At 56.8% G+C, this 20,830-nt stretch carries 19 protein-coding genes; 17 read left to right on the plus strand and 2 right to left on the minus strand.

The features are described 5' to 3' along the window. Nucleotides 1-397: 397 nt before the first annotated feature. Nucleotides 398-1,027 carry an NAD(P)-dependent oxidoreductase gene (locus B5E84_RS16480; protein ID WP_087224771.1) on the plus strand — a complete coding sequence of 210 codons (630 nt, stop codon included), beginning with the start codon at nt 398-400 and terminating at the stop codon, nt 1,025-1,027. 151 nt (nt 1,028-1,178) lie between these two features. Here the strand turns inward: B5E84_RS16480 and B5E84_RS16485 are convergent, their stop codons facing one another. Continuing rightward, nucleotides 1,179-1,658 carry a MarR family winged helix-turn-helix transcriptional regulator gene (locus B5E84_RS16485; protein ID WP_087224774.1) on the minus strand — a complete coding sequence of 160 codons (480 nt, stop codon included), beginning with the start codon at nt 1,656-1,658 and terminating at the stop codon, nt 1,179-1,181. A 308-nt stretch (nt 1,659-1,966) separates the two neighbouring features. Here B5E84_RS16485 and B5E84_RS16490 point away from each other — a divergent pair, with 308 nt between their 5' ends. The 16 genes from B5E84_RS16490 to hemZ all read left to right on the plus strand — a co-directional run bounded on the left by B5E84_RS16490 (nt 1,967) and on the right by hemZ (nt 20,120). Further along, nucleotides 1,967-3,322 (plus strand): APC family permease, encoded by a 1,356-nt coding sequence (locus B5E84_RS16490; protein ID WP_087224777.1) that lies wholly within the window; start codon nt 1,967-1,969, stop codon nt 3,320-3,322. Between the two features lie 12 nt (nt 3,323-3,334). Beyond that, a complete protein-coding gene (locus tag B5E84_RS16495) occupies nt 3,335-3,631 on the plus strand; it encodes a hypothetical protein (RefSeq protein WP_087224780.1) in 297 nt (98 codons plus the stop codon). 67 nt (nt 3,632-3,698) lie between these two features. Continuing rightward, nucleotides 3,699-4,889 (plus strand): MalY/PatB family protein, encoded by a 1,191-nt coding sequence (locus tag B5E84_RS16500; RefSeq protein ID WP_087224783.1) that lies wholly within the window; start codon nt 3,699-3,701, stop codon nt 4,887-4,889. Nucleotides 4,890-5,185: 296 nt separating this feature from the next. Beyond that, a complete protein-coding gene (gene cobI / locus B5E84_RS16505; RefSeq protein ID WP_087224833.1) occupies nt 5,186-5,878 on the plus strand; it encodes a precorrin-2 C(20)-methyltransferase in 693 nt (230 codons plus the stop codon). Next, complete coding sequence (gene cobJ, locus B5E84_RS16510; RefSeq protein WP_087224786.1) at nt 5,871-6,638, plus strand: precorrin-3B C(17)-methyltransferase; 768 nt, start codon at nt 5,871-5,873, stop codon at nt 6,636-6,638. Before cobI ends, cobJ begins: the two co-directional genes overlap by 8 nt. Before the next feature lie 109 nt (nt 6,639-6,747). Beyond that, nucleotides 6,748-7,500, plus strand: a complete 753-nt coding sequence (gene cobM, locus B5E84_RS16515; RefSeq protein WP_087224789.1) for a precorrin-4 C(11)-methyltransferase — start codon at nt 6,748-6,750, stop codon at nt 7,498-7,500. A 142-nt stretch (nt 7,501-7,642) separates the two neighbouring features. Beyond that, complete coding sequence (locus tag B5E84_RS16520) at nt 7,643-9,175, plus strand: cobyric acid synthase (protein WP_087224792.1); 1,533 nt, start codon at nt 7,643-7,645, stop codon at nt 9,173-9,175. Continuing rightward, nucleotides 9,165-9,881, plus strand: coding sequence for a trehalose operon repressor (gene treR, locus B5E84_RS16525; RefSeq protein ID WP_087224795.1), 717 nt, complete (start codon nt 9,165-9,167; stop codon nt 9,879-9,881). The genes B5E84_RS16520 and treR overlap by 11 nt, the downstream gene beginning before the upstream one ends. A gap of 163 nt (nt 9,882-10,044) precedes the next feature. Further along, on the plus strand, nt 10,045-11,478 hold the full coding sequence (gene treB, locus B5E84_RS16530) for a PTS trehalose transporter subunit IIBC (RefSeq protein WP_087224798.1): 1,434 nt from the start codon (nt 10,045-10,047) through the stop codon (nt 11,476-11,478). Nucleotides 11,479-11,583: 105 nt separating this feature from the next. Then, nucleotides 11,584-13,230 carry an alpha,alpha-phosphotrehalase gene (locus B5E84_RS16535; RefSeq protein ID WP_087224801.1) on the plus strand — a complete coding sequence of 549 codons (1,647 nt, stop codon included), beginning with the start codon at nt 11,584-11,586 and terminating at the stop codon, nt 13,228-13,230. A gap of 217 nt (nt 13,231-13,447) precedes the next feature. Next, the gene (locus B5E84_RS16540) at nt 13,448-14,068 is read left to right on the plus strand and encodes a precorrin-8X methylmutase (protein WP_275533084.1); all 621 of its coding nucleotides are present in this window, start codon (nt 13,448-13,450) and stop codon (nt 14,066-14,068) included. A 29-nt stretch (nt 14,069-14,097) separates the two neighbouring features. After that, nucleotides 14,098-15,369, plus strand: a complete 1,272-nt coding sequence (hemL, locus tag B5E84_RS16545; protein ID WP_087224804.1) for a glutamate-1-semialdehyde 2,1-aminomutase — start codon at nt 14,098-14,100, stop codon at nt 15,367-15,369. 152 nt (nt 15,370-15,521) lie between these two features. Continuing rightward, a complete protein-coding gene (locus B5E84_RS16550; protein WP_087224807.1) occupies nt 15,522-17,798 on the plus strand; it encodes a RelA/SpoT family protein in 2,277 nt (758 codons plus the stop codon). A 90-nt stretch (nt 17,799-17,888) separates the two neighbouring features. Next, nucleotides 17,889-18,050: a hypothetical protein gene (locus B5E84_RS20670; RefSeq protein ID WP_162612883.1), complete on the plus strand. Its 162-nt coding sequence runs from the start codon at nt 17,889-17,891 to the stop codon at nt 18,048-18,050. A gap of 4 nt (nt 18,051-18,054) precedes the next feature. Then, nucleotides 18,055-18,699, plus strand: a complete 645-nt coding sequence (locus B5E84_RS16555) for an MBL fold metallo-hydrolase (protein ID WP_087224810.1) — start codon at nt 18,055-18,057, stop codon at nt 18,697-18,699. 2 nt (nt 18,700-18,701) lie between these two features. Then, on the plus strand, nt 18,702-20,120 hold the full coding sequence (gene hemZ / locus B5E84_RS16560; protein ID WP_087224813.1) for a coproporphyrinogen dehydrogenase HemZ: 1,419 nt from the start codon (nt 18,702-18,704) through the stop codon (nt 20,118-20,120). 180 nt (nt 20,121-20,300) lie between these two features. On the opposite strand, the gene B5E84_RS16565 is transcribed toward hemZ, so the two are convergent. Further along, a complete protein-coding gene (locus tag B5E84_RS16565; RefSeq protein WP_087224816.1) occupies nt 20,301-20,810 on the minus strand; it encodes a MerR family transcriptional regulator in 510 nt (169 codons plus the stop codon). Between the last annotated feature and the right edge of the window lie 20 nt (nt 20,811-20,830).

The following is a 20,830-nucleotide window of genomic DNA, read 5'->3' on the forward strand; positions in this document are numbered from 1 at the left end:
TCAGAGATGTATCACGGACAATAGAGAAATGGAGAAACGGGGCTGTCCCCGCGGATTGAAAGAAGGATCCGCGGCGGGCAGCCCCGTTTTTGTGAGGGATTTCCGGAAAAGGCTCCTACTGTGACAAGCTGTTTCGCCTGCTTAGAATGAGCGGCATCAGCATCATCTCCAACCCTCTGAGAAACGGACGTCTGGAAATAATAGATTAAAACGCCTCAAAGCCCGAAAATACACAATAGTATCTTTTTGGTGCCTACACCACAATAAAGTGCTTACTTTATTTTTTCTCCTTACAATCTTATAATAACCATGTGATCAGAAAGAACCAGACAGAAAACAGAGAGACAGTTGAACCAATTATCAAAACAATCATTTTAGTGTAAGGAGGAAAATCATTATGAAACTCGCAGTGGTATGTGCAAACGGAAAAGCAGGATCTTTGATCGTAAAGGAGGCCGTGTCCAGAGGCCTGGACGTGACCGCGGTGGTGCGGGGAGAAAACCGCACGGAGGCGAAGAAGGCGCTGAAAAAGGACTTATTTGAGCTGACGGCGGAGGATTTCAAAGGGTTTGACGTGGTGGTGGACGCCTTCGGGGCGTGGACGCCGGAGACTCTGCCCCAGCACAGCACGTCCTTAAAGCACCTGTGCGACGTGCTTAGCGGTACGGACACCAGGCTTTTAGTGGTGGGCGGCGCCGGCAGCCTGTACGTGAACCAGGAGCACACCGCCCAGGTGATGGACGGGGCGGATTTCCCGGACGTATTTAAGCCTCTGGCATCCAACATGGCGAAGGCGTTGGAGGAGCTGCGGGAGAGAACGGATGTGAACTGGACGTATATCAGCCCGGCCGGAGATTTCCAGGCAGAGGGCGAGCGCACCGGAGCCTACATCCTGGGCGGCGAGGAGCTGACCTTAAATTCCAGAGGGGAGAGCGTGATCAGCTACGCCGACTACGCCATTGCCATGGTGGACGAGGCAGTGAAGGGAGATCACATCCGCCAGAGGATTTCTGTGGTTCGGGCGTAAGTTTTCTGGAAACGCGGGGAATTCCAGGCGCGGTGTGGTTTCGTGAAAACGTACCGCTTTCGGGAAAAGCACAAAACGGACATGGCCGCGTTAGGGGTCATGTCCGTTTTGAATGCTTGTTCGCCCTCTGCAAAAACACAGGCCAACCCGATTAATACTCCGGGCTGGAGCGATAATGTTTCTTCCGCCGGGCTTTATTGTATTCCTCCAGCACATGAAAGCAGAGAAGAATTTCCTCCTGGGAACAGGTCTCGCGCAAAAGGTCGATGGTCTGAGCGAACACCCTGGAGTCATATTTCATATGGGTGCGGTTTAATTCCTGCCCTTTCTCCGTCCCGTAATACAGCTGCTTTTTGTCGCTGTCCGGAGCCGGCCCCCGCCGGATCAGCCCCTTGGTCTCCAGCTTTTTTAACATCTGGGAGATGGCCGGTTTTGATTTGTCCCATTCCCTGGAGAGATCCGTCACCGTCTTTCCCGGATGGTCGATGATGTATTTTAACATATGGACCTCCACGGAAGTGTAGGTCTCCCCCGTCCCGTAATCAATGGGGATACAGGAGGCCATGTACAGGGAGGAGGTCTGGTGCAGAATATCCGCCATATCGGCAATGCTGTAGTCGTATGTAGCCATAAAAAAACCTTCCATTTCCATCTGTCATATTTGTCACAGGTCGTCTGACTGTTATCTATATACTATACCAAATAATTCCATCAAAATCCACAATATTTCCGGTGAAAAAAGTTGTACAAACTCGATGACAGAAAATTGTGCTGTTTTACTGAAAACCCGAAAAAACTGTCCCTGACATTGACAAAAAAGAAGAAAGATGTTAATGTAATTAACATGAAGTTAGGTTACTTAACATCATGTAAATGAGATTAACAAGTGAGAAAAAGAACGGGGCTTTGGCCAGAGCTCCCGTCCGTGTGGAGGGTATGATGAGCACAGAAAGACAAGAGAGTAAGTTAATCCGAAATTTGGGGTTTTGGGATTTGATGGCGATTGCCGTAGGCCAGATTATCGGGGCGGGGATTATGTCCTCCACCGGCGTGGCGATCGGCATGACGGGGACCGGCGTGGTGCTTGCGTTTCTGTTATCCCCTGTTTTGACCATTATCAGTATTTTTCCCGTGGCGATTTTAAGCTCCGCGGCGCCGACCACAGGCGGACCTTACCGGTATTGCAGCCGTCTGGTGGGAAAGGGGTTGGGAATGATGTACCTGCTCCTTCACGTGACGTCCTACAGCGTTGCGGTTTCCCAGTATTCCTTAAGCTTTGGCTCTTATTTTTCCAGCATTGTTCCAAGCGTTGACCAGCATCTGGTGGCGATGATCATTCTGACCCTGTTCTATGCCATGAACCTGGTGGGAACGAAGTCGGCGGCCATGTTAAACAAGGTCATCACCGTGGCGCTGTTTGGCGGCCTGTTCCTGTTTGTGGCCTTCGGCATCACCAAGGTGGATATGGCATACGTGATGGATCCGAGCCATCTGTTTGTAAACGGCCCCATGGCCTTTGTCAGCACCCTGGCGCTGCTCAGCTCCGCCACCGCAGGCGCTCAGTTTATTGCCGAGCTGGGCGGTGAGACGAAAGACGCGGGCCGGGTGATTCCGCGGGTAATGGTGATTTCCACCTTCGGCGTAGGCATTCTCTATGTACTGATTGCCTTGGTGGCAGCCGGTATCCTTCCCATTGAGCAGGTGGCGGATCAGCCTCTTACCATGGTGGCCAGACAGACCATGCCGGGTGTGGAGTTTTACCTGTTCGTGATCGGCGCGGCTCTGGGAGCTACTTCCTCTACCTTAAACGCCACCCTTTCCTGGATCACCAAGCCGCTGTTAGTGGCCTGTGACGACCATCTGCTGCCCCAGAGCATCGGCTCCGTGAGCAAAAACGGCGTGCCCTACAAGCTTTTGACCGCGTTTTACATCATTGGAATGGTGCCTCTGGCGCTGAAACTGGATATTTCCTTTATCACCAAATTCACCACGGCAAACTCCCTTTTGACAAAACTCCTGGTCTGCATCGCCCTGTTTGCCCTGGCTGCCAAATACCGTGACATTCTGGCCCGGTCTGCCATCAAGGTGTCTCCGGGAATGACCAAAGGGCTGGCGGTGCTGGGGGGCGTTGTCCTCTGCGTGCTGTCCTACTCCCTGTTCGCGAACCTTTCTGTGGCAGTGGTAGGTTTCCTGGCAGTGTTGGTGGTGTTCACGGCAATTTATACCATGGTGTTTACGAAAAATATCAAAATTGAAAATGATCTGGCGGTGGACTACACCTCCGGAAACGAGTAAAAGGAGCGTTTCATGAAAATGTTTAAAATCGTAGGCAGTCATCTGTGTCCAAATACGCTTTATGCGGTGATCAAGTGCAAGGACGCCGGCGTGAGTTTCGCCTTCTGCGACCTGTCGGCCAGCCTGGACGGCCTGAAGGAGTTCCTGGCTATCCACGAGCACGACCAGATTTATGAGGAGTTCCGGGAGCTGTCCGGGCAGGAGGGTTATGTGTCCGGCGGCAAGATCGGACTGCCCTGTTTCGTCTTTGACGACGGATACAAAACACTGGATCTGCGGGAGGCGCTGAAACGGGCCGCCGGGCAGTAGAGAACGAGAGCAGAGAACGGAGTACCTACAAAACCTAAAATCGGAAAAAAATATGGAGGAAACAATCATGAAATACAATTTTGAAACGGTACACAAACGGTTTAACACAGGATCGAAAAAATGGGACGAGATGGTGGCCCACGGCGTAAAAGAAGATGAGGACATCATTCCCTTCTCCGTAGCGGATATGGAGTTTGTGACGGCCCCGGAAATCGTGGATGCCCTGAAATACGAGCTGGATCACTCCGTGATGGGCTACGCCAATCCCACAAAAGAGTACCAGGAGACGGTCTGCGCGTGGATGAAGAAACGCCACGGCTGGGATGCCAAGCCGGAATGGATCCTTCCCTCCCATGGAGTGGTGGACGCGTTCTTTGACGCGGTAAAGATTTACACCAAAGAGGGAGAGGGCGTCATGCTCATGACCCCGGTATACTATCCCATGTATCACGCGGTGCAGGATACCAACCGGGTTCTGGTAGACTGTCCCCTGGTCCGCAGGGGAAACACCTATGAGATCGACTTTGACGACTTTGAGAAGAAGGCGGCGGACGAGAACACGAAACTGCTGATTCTCTGCAGCCCTCACAACCCCTGCGGCCGTGTCTGGACGAGGGAGGAGCTGGAAAAAATCGGAAATATCTGCCTGAAGCACCATGTGCTGGTGGTTTCCGACGAGATCCATTTTGACCTGGTGATGCCGGGCTACCGTCATATTGTGTACGCCTCCATCTCCGAGGAGTTTGCCCAGAACTGCATCGTCTGCACGGCGCCCAGCAAAACCTTCAATCTGGCGGGCCTTCAGACCTCCAATATCTTTATTCCAAACGAAAAGCTGCGCAATCAGTACCTGACCTACTTAAAGAAAACCAATCCCAATCCCAAGTGCAACATTTTGGGCTACCGCGCCAGCGAGGCGGCCTACAAATACTGTGAGGAGTGGCTGGAGGAGGCGATCCAGGTGATTGACCGGAACCGGAATCTGGTGAAGGATTTCATGGCCAGAGAGTTCCCCCAGATCGACGTAATCGACATGGAGGCCACCTATCTTCTGTGGATGGACTGGGGAAAGCTGGGGCTCGACTGCAAGGAGCTGGAGCGGATCAACCACGAGGAGGCAAAACTGTTCTTCGACGAGGGCTATGTGTTCGGCGCGCAGGGAGAGTGCTATGAGAGATGGAACCTGGCCTGCCCCACGAGATACGTGCAGGAGGCCCTGGACCGCATGAAAGAGGCGTACAAAAATTACGTAAAATAAGAACGGAAACCAGAAATATTCAGGCGTGCCGGTAAAGACACTCCGCCACGCCGCAAAACCGAAAACCAGATGCAGGGGGATCCCAACGGGGCGTAAGGAAGCGTTGGGATCCCCCTTTGACCGTTTGTCTTTCCCTTTCCCCAAAACACAGTTGCCAACCACCCCTGCCCCAGGGTATAATATCCCCATAGACATCAGGACGTGCCGGAGCCGTGGGAGATCCCTGCGCCGGAGCTCTCCAGAGAATTTCCGTGCGTCCGCCATACAGAAAAAAATACAGAAAATCGGAGACAATTATGACAGGAACCCTATATGGAATTGGAATCGGCCCCGGAGATCCGGAGCTTTTGACGTTAAAGGCCGTGCGCCTGATCCGGGAGTGCGGCGTGATCGCCGTCCCCGGCAGAGACCCACGGCAGAGTGTGGCCTACCGGATCGCCGTCCAGGCGGTCCCGGAGCTGGAGGAAAAAGAGGTATTTGCCGTGGAGATGCCCATGGTCAAAGATCCGGAGATATTAAACGCCAGCTTTCAGGCCGCCGCAGCCGCTCTGGAGGAGAAACTGCGGGAGGGCCGGGACGTGGCCTTTCTCACCCTGGGGGACGTGACCATCTATTCCACTTATCTCTACCTCTACCGCCGCCTGGAGGAAAAAGGCTACCGGACGGTTATGGTAAACGGCATCCCCTCCTTCTGCGCCGCCGCTGCCCGGTTAAATATGGGGCTGGCAGAGCGTGCGGAGGAGCTGCACATCATCCCGGCCACCTATCAGGTGGAGGGCAGCCTTTCCTTTCCGGGCACGAAGGTGCTTATGAAAGCGGGAAAGCAGATGGAGCGGGTCAAAGCCAGCTTAAAAGAGGCGGGGCTTGCCGTATCCATGGTGGAAAACTGCGGCATGGAGGGGGAGCGGGTGTACCGCAGCCTGGAGGAGATCGGCGGGGAATCCGGCTATTACTCCCTGATCATCGCCAAGGAGGGACAGCATGAATAAACTATACGCAGTGGGCATCGGCCCGGGAGACTACAGCCATATGACCCTGGAGGCGGCGCAGGTTTTAGAGACCTGTGATGTCATTGTGGGCTATACCGTGTACGTGGATCTGGTAAAGGAGCATTTTCCGGGAAAGGAATTTCTCACCACCCCCATGCGCCAGGAGGAACGGCGCTGCCGTATGGCCTTTGAGGAGGCGGCAAAGGGCAGGACGGTGGCCATGATCTGCAGCGGAGACTCCGGCGTCTACGGCATGGCGGGGCTTTTGCTGGAGCTGGGACGGGAGTTTCCGGACTGTGAGGTGGAGGTGATTTCCGGCGTCACGGCGGCCCTCTCCGGGGCTGCGGTGCTGGGAGCGCCCCTGATTCACGACTTTGCGGTGATCAGCTTAAGCGACCTTCTGACTCCCTGGGAGCTGATCGAGAAACGGCTGGCCTGCGCCGCCGAAGGAGATTTTTCCATCTGTATTTACAACCCGTCCAGCCGGAAACGGAACGACTATCTGAAAAAGGCCTGCCGCGTCCTCCTGGAGACGAAGGCACCGGACACCGTCTGCGGCCTGGTGAGAAACATCGGCCGGGAAGGCCAGAGTTTCCGCGTTCTCACCCTGGCGGAGTTGGCGGAGACGGAGACCGATATGTTTACCACTGTGTTTGTGGGAAATTCCGCCACCAGGGTTATAGACGGCCGCATGGTGACCCCCAGAGGCTACCGCTCCGAGCGGGAGGACGGGGAAGGAAAGACGGTTCCGGCGGAATAGGATACCGGGGCAGAGAGCAAAAGTTTCGCGGGAAGACTTGCCTGCGGGAGCAGCTTTGGCCTTTGCCCCTTCAACTTCAATTAGAACAAAAAAGGAAGGCAGAGACATCATGGTTCATTTTGTAGGAGCAGGGCCGGGGGATCCGGAGCTGCTCACCTTAAAGGGAAAACGCCTGCTGGAGGAGGCGGACGTGATCATTTACGCCGGTTCCCTGGTCAATCCCCAGCTTTTGGCCTACGGAAAACCGGAGGCTGAGATTTACAACAGCGCCTCCATGACCCTGGACGAGGTGGTGGAGGTGATGGAGCGGGCAGAGCGGGAGGAAAAGACCACGGTTCGCCTCCACACCGGCGATCCGTCCGTGTACGGCGCACACCGGGAACAGATGGATGCCCTGGACCGGCTGGGGATTTCCTATGACGTGACGCCCGGCGTCAGCTCCTTTTTGGCGGCGGCGGCGTCCTTAAAAAAAGAGTACACGCTCCCTGGCGTCAGCCAGACGGTGATCCTCACCAGGCGCGGCGGCCGCACCGGCGTGCCGGAGAAGGAAAAACTGGAGAGCCTGGCAGAGCACCGGGCCACGATGATCATATTTTTGAGCGTGGGACAGATCGGGGAGGTGGCCGCGGAGCTAGCCCCGTCCTACGGCTGGGACGCGCCGGCGGCAGTGGTCTGCCGGGCGTCCTGGGAGGATGAAAAAATTGTCCGGGGAACCTTAAAGGACATCGCAGAGAAGGTGGAGCAGGCGGGAATCACCCGCACGGCCCTCATCGCGGTGGGAGGATTTTTAGGAGACGATTACGAGCTTTCCAAGCTCTATGACAGCGCTTTCACCCACGGGTTCCGAAAAGGAACGGATTAAGAACCCCGAAACAGACAGCGGGAGATGAAGGATACGGAGCAGCAGGCCGCGGGGGCTTTGTTTTTCTGCGGCGGACGCCGGACAGACAGGGAAACGCGGCGGCCGGGCCTGCTGCCCGCGGGAATAAAGGAGGTATTTCTCAATGGCAAAAAAGATCATGGTACAGGGGACGATGTCAAATTCCGGAAAGAGCTTTCTGGCAGCCGGCCTGTGCAGGGTGTTTAAGCAGGACGGCTACCGGGTGGCCCCCTTCAAGGCCCAGAATATGGCCCTCAACAGCTTTGTGACCGCCGAGGGCCTGGAGATGGGACGGGCTCAGGTGGTGCAGGCGGAGGCCGCCGGCGTGGAGCCGAGGGTGGCTATGAACCCCATTTTATTAAAGCCCAGCAGCACCACCGGCAGCCAGGTGATCGTAAACGGCGAGATCCTGGGCAACTACTCCGCGGAGGAGTATTTCACCAAGCGGGGAGAGTTAAAACCGGTGGTGAAACAGGCCCTGGAGGAGCTGGAAAAGGATTACGACATCATCGTCATCGAAGGCGCCGGCAGCCCGGCGGAGATCAATTTAAAGGAAAATGACCTGGCCAATATGGGCATCGCGAAGATGGCCGGGGCCCCGGTGCTCCTGGTGGGAGACATCGACCGGGGCGGCGTGTTCGCCTCCCTCTACGGCACCGTAAAGCTTTTGGAGGAGGACGAGCAGTCCCTGATCAAGGGCATTGTCATCAATAAATTCCGGGGGGACAAGACCCTTTTGGAGCCGGGCCTGCGCATGATCGAGGAAAAGGTGGACATCCCGGTGCTGGGAGTGATCCCCATGGCGGACGTGGACATCGAGGACGAGGACAGCCTGGCCGACCGCTTAAACCAGAGGGAAAAGGGGGACGGCACCGACATTGTGGTGGTGCGTCTGCCCCATTTGTCCAATTTCACCGACTTTGACGTGCTGGAGCGGCTGGAGGGCGTGTCCGTCCGCTACGTGGAGACTCCTGGCGAGGTGGGCCTGCCGGACGTTCTCATCATCCCCGGCACGAAAAACACCATGTCCGATTTAAAATGGATGCGGGAAAACGGCCTGGCGGCCAAGATTCAGGAGCTGTCCGCCGTGGACATTCCCGTGGTGGGCATCTGCGGCGGGTTCCAGATGCTGGGAAAACGGCTGAGCGACCCTTACGGTGTGGAGAACAAGGGCACCATGGACGGCCTGGGCCTTCTGGATGCCAAGACCGTCTTTTCCAGGGAAAAGGTGCGCCATCAGGCAAAGGGAAAGATGACGGCGGAGGTGCCCGGCTGGGAGATGCTAAACGGCATGGAGACAGAGGGGTACGAGATCCACATGGGCGTCACCCGGAATCTGGGAGACTGCCGGGAAATCATGTATAAGCAGGAGGAGGGCCGTCCCGTCCTGGGCTTGGGAAACAAGACCGGTACGGTTATCGGCACCTATCTCCACGGATTTTTCGACGCCCCCGGCATGGCGGAGCGGTTCGTGGCCCAGGTGGAGGCCAGAAAGCGGGCGGAGACGGAGCCGGCCGGCCAGATTCAGCCAAGCCACGACTGGAAGGCCTACAAGGAAACCCAGTACGACAAGCTGGCCGCCCTGGTGCGGGAGTCCCTGGATATGGAGCAGGTCTACCGGATCCTGAACGAAGGAGTCGGGAAAGATGTCCAGTAAATACGTCCAGGTTTACAATGCGTTAAAAAAACAGATCGAAAGCGGGGAGTACGCCATCGGCGAAGCCCTTCCGGCGGAGGCCGTTTTGCAGGAGAAATTCCGGGTGTCCAGGGACACGGTGCGAAAGTCCCTGGGGATGCTGGAAAACCAGGGCTACATCCAGAAGGGCCGCGGCCGGACGGCGGTGGTGGTGGAGCGGGGGGCCTACAATTTCCCCTTCGCGGAAATCTTAAGCTTTAAGGAGCTGAACGCCCATTTAAGCCGCCAGACGGAGACGGAGGTGGAAAATCTGGAGATCCTCTCCGACCGGGAAACCATCGAGAACCTGTTTGAGGATGACGAGGAGCGGGAGGTGTACGACCTGCTCCGCGTCCGCCTCATCGAGGGCGAGCGGGTCATCGTGGACCACGACTATTTCAAGCGCAGCGTGGTGAAAAACCTTCCCCTGCGGGCCTGCAGGGATTCGGTCTACGCCTACCTGGAAAATGAGCTGGGCCTGGAGATCGGCTACGCCACAAAGGAGATCGTGGTGGAGGACGCCACGGAGGACGATAAACGGTATCTGGATATGAAGGAGTACGGATTGGTTGTGGTGGTCAGAAGTTATACGTATACGAAAGACAATCAACTGTTCCAGTACACCGAGTCCAGGCACCGGCCGGACTATTTCCGCTTTGTGGAAGTCGCACAAAGAAAGAAGTTATAAATTGTGAGTAGCGCCGAAAATGAAATTCGGCGCTATTTTTACGCCATTTTCTATTGACTAATAAATACGTATATGATAGCTTATATACAAACATATACGTATAAGTTAAACGGGCAGACCCGTGCTCAGAAAAAATGGTAAATGGAGAGGAGAGTTTAAGAACATGGCGGATTTTAAACAGGATGCCGGCAGGCTGCTGGAGCTGGTGGGAGGCAGGGAAAACATCGTGTCCTTTACCCACTGCGCCACGAGAATGAGATTTGTGCTTGCCGATGACAAAAAGGCGGACGTAAAGGGGATCGAGGCCCTTTCCTCCGTGAAAGGTACGTTTACCCAGGGAGGACAGTTCCAGGTGATCATCGGAAACAAGGTCAGCGTATTTTTTGACGAGTTTTCCGCGGTCAGCCATATGGAGGGAGTGGACAAGCAGGAGGTCAAGCAGGCGGCGAAGGGAAATATGAACCTGCTCCAGCGGGCCCTGGCGAACCTGGCGGAGGTGTTTGCCCCCCTGATCCCGGCCATTATCGTAGGCGGCCTGATCTTAGGTTTCCGCAACGTGATCGGAGACATCAAGCTTTTAGAAAACGGCACCAGGGCCATCACCGAGGTATACCCCTTCTGGAAGGGAGCCTATGATTTCCTGTGGCTGGCCGGCGAGGCCATTTTCACCTTCCTGCCTGTGGGCGTCACCTGGTCCGTCTGCCGCAAGATGAACGCGGATCAGATGCTGGGGATTGTGCTGGGCATCACCCTGGTTTCTCCCCAGCTCATGTCCGCCAGCGACTACGTGGCGGCGGTGGAGGCCGGAGAGGCCGTGAAGGTCTGGGATTTCGGCAGCTTTCACATCAACATGGTGGGATACCAGTCCCAGGTGATCCCGGCGATTTTAGTGGGAATCGTATTCTCCCTGCTGTACCGGTTCTTAAAAAAGAGGGTGCCGGAGATGATCTCCATGATCGTCGTGCCCTTCTTCTCCCTGATTCCGGCCATTATCCTGGCCCACACCGTGATCGGGCCCTTCGGCCGTATGCTGGGAGACGGACTGGCAGGCATTATCATGGCCGGCTTTAATTCTTCCTTTAACTGGCTGTTCAGCGGCATTTACGGCCTTTTGTATCCCCTTTTGGTCATCACCGGCCTGCATCACGCCATGTTGCCCATTGACCTTCAGACGGCAGCTACCATGGGCGGCATTTACACCTTCCCTGTAGTGGCTTTAAGCAACATCGCCCAGGCCACGGCGGTAGCGGCCTTCGTATTTGTAAACCGCCATGACCGCAGAGCCAAGGAGGTGGGGGTTCCCGCCTTTATCTCCGGCTATCTGGGCGTCACTGAGCCGGCCATGTTCGGCGTGAACTTAAAGTACCTCTATCCCTTCGTGGGCGCCATGCTGGCCAGCGGAGTGATGGGCATTGCCTCCCGTCTGGCAGGGATCATCGCCAACAGCGTGGGCGTGGGCGGCATCCCCGCCTTCCTGTCCATGAGAGGGGATAAAATGCTCCTCTACATCCTCTGCATCGCGGCGGACATCGTGCTGGCCTTCCTGTTTACCGTGCTGCTGTCCAGGACGAAGATGGGAAAGTACGGAAATCATTAATCAGAAATACAGGTACTGGGGCCAAAAGGCCGGAAATTCGATCCGGCACCCGTTTGAATCTTTTGGCCCCCTACATTTTTATTGCGGAAAAGGAGCGTCAGAACTATGGCAGCGATAAAATTAGGAGACAAGGCGGTATATCAGATTTACCCGAAGTCCTTCCAGGATACCAACGGGGACGGGATCGGGGATCTGCGGGGAGTGATCCGCCGCCTGGATTATATAAAGGAGCTGGGGGTGGATTACCTCTGGCTCACGCCCTTTTACCCGTCCCTCCAGTATGACAACGGCTACGACGTGGCGGACTACAAGGCCATTGACCCGGTCTATGGCACCATGGAGGACTTTGACGAGCTGGTGGCGGAGGCGGGAAAACGGGGAATGTACCTGATGATGGACATGGTGTTCAACCACTGCTCCACGAAACATGAGTGGTTTCAGAAGGCGCTGGCGGGGGATCCCTTTTACCGGGATTTCTTCATCATCCGCAAAGGAAAGGCCGGGGGCCTGCCCCCCTCCAACTGGCTCTCCAAGTTCGGCGGGAGCGCCTGGGGATATCTGCCCGCCACGGACGAGTATTACCTCCACCTTTTCCACGTGAGCCAGGCGGACTTAAACTGGGAAAATCCCCACGTCCGGGACGCCTGTTGCGACGTGGTGAATTTCTGGATCGAAAAAGGGGTGAAAGGGTTCCGGTTTGACGTGATCAACCTGATTTCCAAGCCGGAGTCCTACGAGGACGACCTGTGTGGGGACGGCCACAAATTTTACACCGACCTGCCGAAGGTCCATGAGTTTTTAAAGGAATTAAACCGGCGCACCTTCGGCCGTTTTGAAGACATCATCACCGTGGGCGAGATGGCCTCCAGCGACCTGGAAAACAGCATCCGCTACTCCGGCCGCGCCACGGAGGAGCTGTCCATGATCTTCGATTTCCACCATTTAAAGATCGACTACCCGTCGGGGAATAAGTGGGAGATCCAGCCCTTCCGGTTCCACGACCTGAAACACAACCTGTTCACCTGGCAGACGGAGATGGAAAAGGGAGACGGCTGGCACGCCCTGTTCTGGTACAACCACGACCAGCCCCGCATCGTCTCCCGCATCGGCGACGAGGGGAAATACCGGGTGGAGTCGGCGAAAATGCTGGCCACCGTCCTTCACGGCCTGCGGGGCACCCCCTACATCTACCAGGGAGAGGAAATCGGCATGACAAACGCCGGATTCCAGGACATCAGCCAGTACCGGGACATCGAGACCTTAAACGTCTTCAACCGCCTGAAATCAGAGGGAAAGACCGACGGGGAGGTGTACGGCAGCCTGCAAAAAAAATCCAGGGACAACGCCAGGACCCCCATGCAGTGGGATGATACGGAAACCGCCGGCTTTACGGACGGAACGCCGTGGATCGAGGTAAACGGAAACTGCCGCCAGATCAACACCCTGGACCGGGAAAATCCGGACTCCATTTTCCAGTATTACAAGAACCTTATCGCCCTGCGCAAGGCATATCCTGTGATCCAGGAGGGCAGCTTTGTCCCATTGCTGGAGGAGGATCCCAGGATTTTGGCCTACCGCCGGGTACTGGACGGCCAGGAGCTCACTGTGGCCTGCAACTTCTTCGGCGAGGAAACCGCCCTTCCCCAGGGCCTTCTCCCAGAAACTGGCCGCGTCCTCATTTCCAACTATCCCCAGGAGGGGAAACGGGACGGGCTGCGGCCTTATGAGGCGGTGATGGTTTTGCGGGGGTAATTGGCGGCGCCTGTTTTGGGCAGGGCAGGGAGCGGGAAAACAGTTTCCTTGACTTTCCCCTTCCCCTTTGCTACAATAACATACACAGAATTCAGAAAGTCCTTCACCTAGGTGGAGGACTTTTATTCAAATACAAGGCTGCGCCGGTGAGAGCGGATTTCTCATTTCTGGTATCGCGCCGGGGTACACGAAAAGGACAGAGAGAGGAGACACGCCGTTGAAACCGCAGGAAATCGAGGCAAAAAGCATGGAAATCATAGAACAGGAGCTGGGAGCGCGGGCGTCCGCCTGGCCGCCGGAGGAGCTTTTAGTGGTGAAACGCTGCATCCACACCTCCGCCGACTTCGACTACGCCCACAACCTGGTGTTCTCTCCGGGAGCCGTGGAAAAGGCAAAGGAGGCGTTAAAACGGGGTGTGGCCATCGTCACCGACACTTCCATGGCCGCCGCCGGCATCAATAAGCGCTCCGCCGCCGCCCTGGGGGTGGAGGTGCTCTCCTTCATCTCCGACCGGGACGTGGCGGAGGAGGCCCAGGCCCGGGGGATCACCCGTTCCGCGGTGTGCATGGAGAGAGCCGCCGCCTTAAACCGGCCGGTGATCGTGGCCGTGGGAAACGCCCCCACCGCCCTCATCCGCCTGCGGGAGATGATCGACGAGGGCCGTTTCCGCCCGGAGCTGATCATCGGCGTGCCCGTGGGCTTTGTAAACGTGGTGGAGTCCAAGGAGCTGATCCTCCAGACGGACGTCCCCCACATCGTAGCCAGAGGAAGAAAGGGCGGCAGCAACATCGCCGCCGCCATCTGCAACGCCCTGCTGTACCAGGTGCACCGGGCATAAAAACCACAGAAGAATCGAGGAAAACGAAGATGATTACAGAAAAATCACAGAAATTGTTTGAGGAGTCCCAGAAAAAGATCCCCGGAGGAGTCAACAGCCCGGTGCGGGCCTTCCGCTCCGTGGGACGCACCCCCCTGTTTATCCACCACGCCAAGGGCAGCCACATCACCGACGTGGACGGCAACACCTACATTGACTACGTCTGCTCCTGGGGCCCCGGAATCCTGGGCCACGCCCATCCCCAGGTGATCGAGGCGGTAAAAAGCGCCTGCGACAGAGGCTTAACCTACGGCGCCCCCACGGAAAACGAGCTGATTTTAGCGGATATGATCTGCGAGGCCATGCCCTCCGTGGAAAAGGTGCGCCTGGTGAGCTCCGGCACGGAGGCGGTGATGAGCGCCATCCGCACCGCCAGAGGCTACACCGGACGGGACTATATCATCAAATTTAAAGGAAACTACCACGGCCACTCCGACGGCCTGCTGGTAAAGGCCGGTTCCGCCGCCCTGACCACTGCCGTCCCCGACAGCAGCGGCGTTCCCGCCTCCTACACGGAAAACACCCTGGTGGCCCTCTACAACGATAAACAGTCCGTGACATCCCTGATGGAGACTTACGGCGAGAAGGTGGCCGCCATCATCGTGGAGCCGGTGGCCGCCAACATGGGCGTGGTGCTGCCGGAGGACGGATTTCTCCAGTTCCTGCGAAAGATCACGGAGGAGTACGGCTCCCTGCTGATCTTTGACGAGGTGATCACCGGGTTCCGCTTAGGTTACGGCGGCGCCCAGGAATATTTTGGCATCCGTCCGGACATGACTACTATGGGAAAGATCGTAGGCGGCGGAATGCCCATGGCAGCTTACGGCGGCCGCAGAGACATCATGGACATGGTTTCCCCGGTGGGCCCGGTGTACCAGGCCGGCACCCTTTCCGGCAACCCCATCGCCACCACGGCAGGCATTGAGACCCTGAAACTCTTAAAGGCCCACCCCGAATACTACCGCCAGATCGACGAAAACGCCGCCAAGCTGGCTGCTGCCCTGGAAAAACGGGGAGAGCGCACCGGCGTCCCGGTGACGGTGAACCGCGTCGGCTCCCTGCTCTGCGCCTTCTTCACCGGCCGGAAGGTGAACGACTACGACAGCGCCACCTCCTCCGATTTGGAGGCCTACGCCGCCTACTTCGGCCATATGCTGGAGGGGGGAATCTACGTGGCTCCGTCCCAGTATGAGGCCATGTTCGTGTCCGCCGCCCACAGCGATGAGGACATCGAGAGAACCTGTCAGGTGATTCTTTCCTGACGCGGATTTGCGGCTGATTTTCGGAAAATCTCTGTAAAATCCCTGGAAAATCCAGGAAAACCGCCGCTTCCCGGCCCCACAGGTACTTGCAATTTGACGAAATAATAACTATAATGAAGGAATATAAATACGATTGGAAAAGGCGGAGTCTTATGTCAGTGAATCAATTACCGACCAAACTGGATACGGAGCTGGAGGCCCCGGCTGATTTTACCAGCCCGGACGTCCTGTACGAGGATTTAATAAAAAGCATCCGCAGATACCATCCATCTGACGACATCAGCCTGGTGGAAAAGGCTTATCATATAGCTGCCGACGCTCATAAAGAACAGAAACGGAAATCGGGTGAACCCTACATCATTCACCCTCTTTGTGTTGCCATCATCCTGGCGGACCTGGAGATGGATAAGGAGACCATCGTGGCCGCCATTCTCCACGACGTGGTGGAGGACACGGTGATGACTCTGGAGGAGCTCTCCAGGGAGTTCGGCGCCGAGGTGGCCCTCTTAGTGGACGGCGTCACCAAGCTGACCCAGCTGTCCTGGTCGGCGGACAAGGTGGAGATCCAGGCGGAGAACTTAAGAAAAATGTTCCTCGCCATGGCCAAGGACATCCGCGTGATCTTAATCAAGCTGGCGGACCGCCTGCACAATATGAGAACCCTTCAGTACATGAGGCCGGAAAAACAAAAAGAGAAGGCCAAGGAAACCCTGGAGATCTATTCCCCCATCGCCAACCGCCTGGGTATTTCCAAGATCAAGGTGGAGTTAGACGATCTGGCCCTCAAATACCTGGAGCCGGATGTCTACTACGATCTGTCGGAGAAGATTTCGTTAAAGAAGGATTCCAGGGAGGCTTTCGTCAAGAGCATTGTGGACGACGTGAGCGCCCATATGAAGAATGCGGGCATCGAGGCCAAGGTAGACGGCCGGGTGAAGCATTTCTTCAGCATCTATAAAAAGATGGTAAACCAGGGAAAGACCCTGGATCAGATATACGACCTGTTCGCGGTCCGCATCATCGTGGAGACGGTGAAGGACTGCTACGCGGCTCTCGGTGTGATCCATGAGATGTATAAGCCCATCCCGGGGCGGTTTAAGGATTACATCGCCATGCCGAAACCTAATATGTACCAGTCCCTCCACACCACCCTGATCGGCAGCAGCGGCCAGCCCTTCGAGATCCAGATCCGGACCTTTGAAATGCACCGCACCGCCGAGTACGGTATCGCCGCCCACTGGAAGTACAAGGAGAGCGGCAGCGGCCAGGCGGCGTCGGGACGGGAAGAAGAAAAGATGAGCTGGCTGCGCCAGATTCTGGAGTGGCAGAAGGATATGTCCGACAACAAGGAGTTCTTAAGCCTCTTAAAGAGCGACCTGGATCTGTTCGCGGACAGCGTGTACTGTTTCACCCCCTCCGGGGACGTGAAAAACCTGCCCAGCGGCTCCACCCCCATCGACTTCGCCTACTCCATCCACAGCGCCGTGGGCAACAAGATGGTGGGAGCCAAGGTAAACGGCAAGCTGGTGCCTATCGACTACGTGATCCAGAACGGCGACCGTCTGGAGATCGTCACCTCCCAGAACTCCAAGGGACCCAGTAGAGACTGGCTCTCCATCGTAAAGAGCACCCAGGCGAAGAACAAGATCAATCAGTGGTTCAAATCCGAGCTCAAGGAGGACAACATCAACCGGGGCAAGGAGCTGATCGCTCAGTACTGCAAGACCAAAGGCATCAACTGGGCGGAGATCAACAAGCCGGAGTATATGGAAAAGGTCATGCGCCGGTACGCCTACCGGGATTGGGACGCGGTTCTGGCGTCCATCGGCCACGGCGGCTTAAAAGAGAGCCAGGTGGTCAACCGGATGGTGGAGGAGAACAAGAAGAAAAAGGTTCTCAATGTCACCGACGACACCATTTTGAACGAGATCGGGGAGAACAACAAGGTCCCCGTTTCCAAGAAGTCCAAGAGCGGCATTGTGGTAAAGGGCATCCACGACGTGGCCGTGCGCTTTTCCCGCTGCTGCAGCCCGGTGCCGGGGGACGAGATCGTGGGATTCGTCACCAGAGGCCGGGGCGTGTCCATCCACAGGACGGACTGCATCAATATTATCAACCTTCCCGATGACGAGAAGGCCAGGCTCATCGACGCCGAGTGGCAGCAGGATGAGAACGACAGCGGCGGCGAGCGCTACTCCACGGAGATCCAGATCTACGCCAACAACCGGATCGGAATGTTCGTGGACATTTCCAAGGTGTTTACGGAGCGTCAGATCGACATCACCTCCATGAGCGCGCGCACCAGCAAGCAGGGGACGGCCACCATTACCGTCACCTTTGACACCCACGGGGTGGAGGAATTAAACCGCCTGGTGGATAAGCTGAGAATGATTGAGGGCATACAGGATATTGAGCGGACGACGGGCTGACGGCCCGGCGGTCCCGGCAGAGAGGAGATGCGGGAGAGGTCCGCGCATCTCCTCTCTGTCTGTCCGCGGCATTGGAAAAGGAGGCGGAGGATGGGATATTACGCGAATACCATGCTGATCCGCTGGATCAGCGGAATGCTGGAAAAACGGCGGGAAAAGCGGCGGGAGACAGAGCTTTCCCGGCAGAGCGGGGCAGAACGGGACGGCCGTCTCCGTCAGGAACCGTCAGAGGAGAGAGAAAGGCAGGAGTGAGGGAATGTCAGATATGAGGATTAAAACCATGGTGCTGGGCTCTGTCCAGACCAACTGTTACATCGTATATCATGAGGAGACAAAGGCGGCGGTGATCATCGACCCGGCGGACGGCAGCAGCGCCATCCAGGCGGCCTGTACGGGGCTTGGCGTAAAGCCGGAGGCCATTCTTCTCACTCATGGCCACGGAGATCACATCCTGGCGGCGGAAGATTTAAAAAAGGCGTATTCCGTGCCCATTGTGGCGGCGGAGACGGAGCGTGCCCTGTTGGCGGATCCGGCTTTAAACCTTTCCGTGGCCCTGGGAATGCCCAGCACCAGCCTGCGGGCGGACCGGGAGGTGAGAGACGGGGAAACGCTGGAGTTTGCCGGTTTCCGGTTCCGGGTCCTGGCCACGCCGGGGCACACCTCAGGCTCCGTCTGCTATCTGGCGGAAGGGGAGGATGCCCTCTTTGCGGGGGACACCCTCTTTGAGGAATCCCTGGGACGGACGGATTTCCCCACGGGGAGCGTGCAGGAAATCGTAGCCTCCATTTCCCAGGTGCTCTTTGCCCTGCCGGAGGATACCATGGTTTACCCCGGCCACGGAAACCCCACCACCATCGGCCATGAGAAACGGTACAATCCGGTGGCCATTTACAGGAGATAGACATGATCGGAATACTATTAAAGGACAATGAATTTGAGCAGGACATCAGAGAGCTTCTCATGGCGTTTTACCCGGGGGAGCGGTTTGCCCACCAGGAGACGGAGGGCGTGAAGTTTTACGTAAAGGGAGAACAGGAGCAGGGCGTCTACCGCCTGGAAGTTGACGGGGAGACCTGCCGGTTTGAGGTGCCGGAGGGAGAACGGCTGGAGACGAAAAACAGGATCAAACAGAACCTCTACCGCCTGTTGGAGAAACAGACGGGGCAGAGCCTTCCCTGGGGCACCCTCACCGGCATCCGCCCCACGAAAATCCCCCTCACCAAGCTGGAGGAGGGCTGGGAGCCGGAGGACATCCGGGAGTTTATGAGAAAGACCTACTACGCCAGCGAGGAGAAAATCGCGCTCAGCGTGGAGGTGGCAGAGCGGGAGCGGGAGCTTTTGTCCCGGATTTCCTATGAGGACGGCTACAGCCTTTACGTGGGCATTCCCTTTTGCCCCACCACCTGCCTGTACTGTTCCTTCACCTCCTATCCCATCGGAAAGTGGGAGAAACGGATGGAGGAGTACCTGGGCGCCCTGTTTCAGGAGCTGGAGTACACCGCCGGCCGGATGAAGGGAAAGAAACTGGATACGGTGTATTTTGGGGGCGGCACCCCCACGTCCCTGTCAGCGGAGCATCTGGAGCAGGTGATCGGGAAGGTGGAGGAGCTTTTCGACCTCTCCGGCATCCAGGAGTTTACGGTGGAGGCCGGCCGCCCGGACAGCATCACCGCGGAAAAGCTGGAGGTGTTAAAGCGCCACGGCATCACCCGCATTTCCATCAACCCCCAGACCATGAACCAGAAAACCCTGGACATCATCGGCAGGCGGCACACGGTGGAGATGGTAAAGGAAAAATTTGCCCTGGCCAGAGAGCTGGGCTTTGACAACATCAATATGGATCTGATCATCGGCCTTCCGGGGGAGACCATGGAGGACGTGGAGCGCACCATGGAAGAAATCCGCGCCCTGTCCCCGGACAGCATCACCGTCCACTCCCTGGCCCTTAAGCGGGCGGCCAGGCTGAACCTGGAGTGGGATCAGTACGCTCAGCTGGGTATGGTAAACACTCAGGAGATGATTGATTTGACAGCCCGCTACGCCAGAGAGATGGGCATGGAGCCCTACTACCTCTACCGCCAGAAAAACATGGCCGGAAACTTTGAGAACGTAGGCTACGCCCTTCCGGGAAAGGCCTGCATCTACAACATTCTGATTATGGAGGAAATGCAGACCATCGCCGCCTGCGGGGCCGGAACCACCACCAAGGTGGTATACCCGGCGGAGCACCGCAGGGAGCGGGCGGAGAACGTAAAGGACGTGGAGCAGTATATCGGCCGCATTGACGAGATGATCGGAAGAAAGGATGCCCTCTTGCGGTAAAAGCGGGGGCGGCGGGACGGATAGGATAAAAAATGCGACCATCCCGCCGGAGCTGTTTGAGCCATAGGGACGCGGTTTCCTACAATAAAAAAGAGCCTGGGATCTTCGGGACGCGGGAGCGCCCCGGCGGATCTTCAGGCTCTTTTGTTTTCGTCAGGCATATCGCTGAAAAACCGGCGGTCACGCCGTTCTCGCGTCCTCGCAGCTGTCTCCGCAGCCGTCCCGGCCTTCCTCCGGTTCCGGGAAATGCCCCTGGATTTTTAACTTGGCGGTGCGCAGGTTTTCCGGCAGCTCCTCCACCGGCACGGAGTCCGGGGCGTCGCAGGTCCCGGCTTTCTTTGCCGTCTCGTAGTACCAGACCTTATAATCCAGCACCTCCAGCGTCTCCTTTAACTGTTCGATCTGGTCCAGCACCGCCTGGCGCTGGTTCTGCATCAGCTCCAGCCGTTTTCCGATGGTGGAGTCTCCTTCCAGGCACCAGCCCATAAAGGCCTTGATCCCTTTAATGGGCAGCCCAGTCTGTTTTAAGCACTCGATGATGGAGAGCCGCTCCAGGTCAGAATCGTGAAACACGCGGTTTCCGCTGCCGGAGCGGGTCACAAACGGCAGCAGCCCTTCTTTTTCATAGTAGCGCAGAGTGGACGGCGCCACCCCCATCTTTTTCGCCATTTCCCCGATGGTATACGGCATAATAAGCCTCCTTTCCGGCA

The organism is Lachnoclostridium sp. An14 (assembly GCF_002160755.1).
Lineage (GTDB): Bacteria > Bacillota > Clostridia > Lachnospirales > Lachnospiraceae > Lachnoclostridium_A.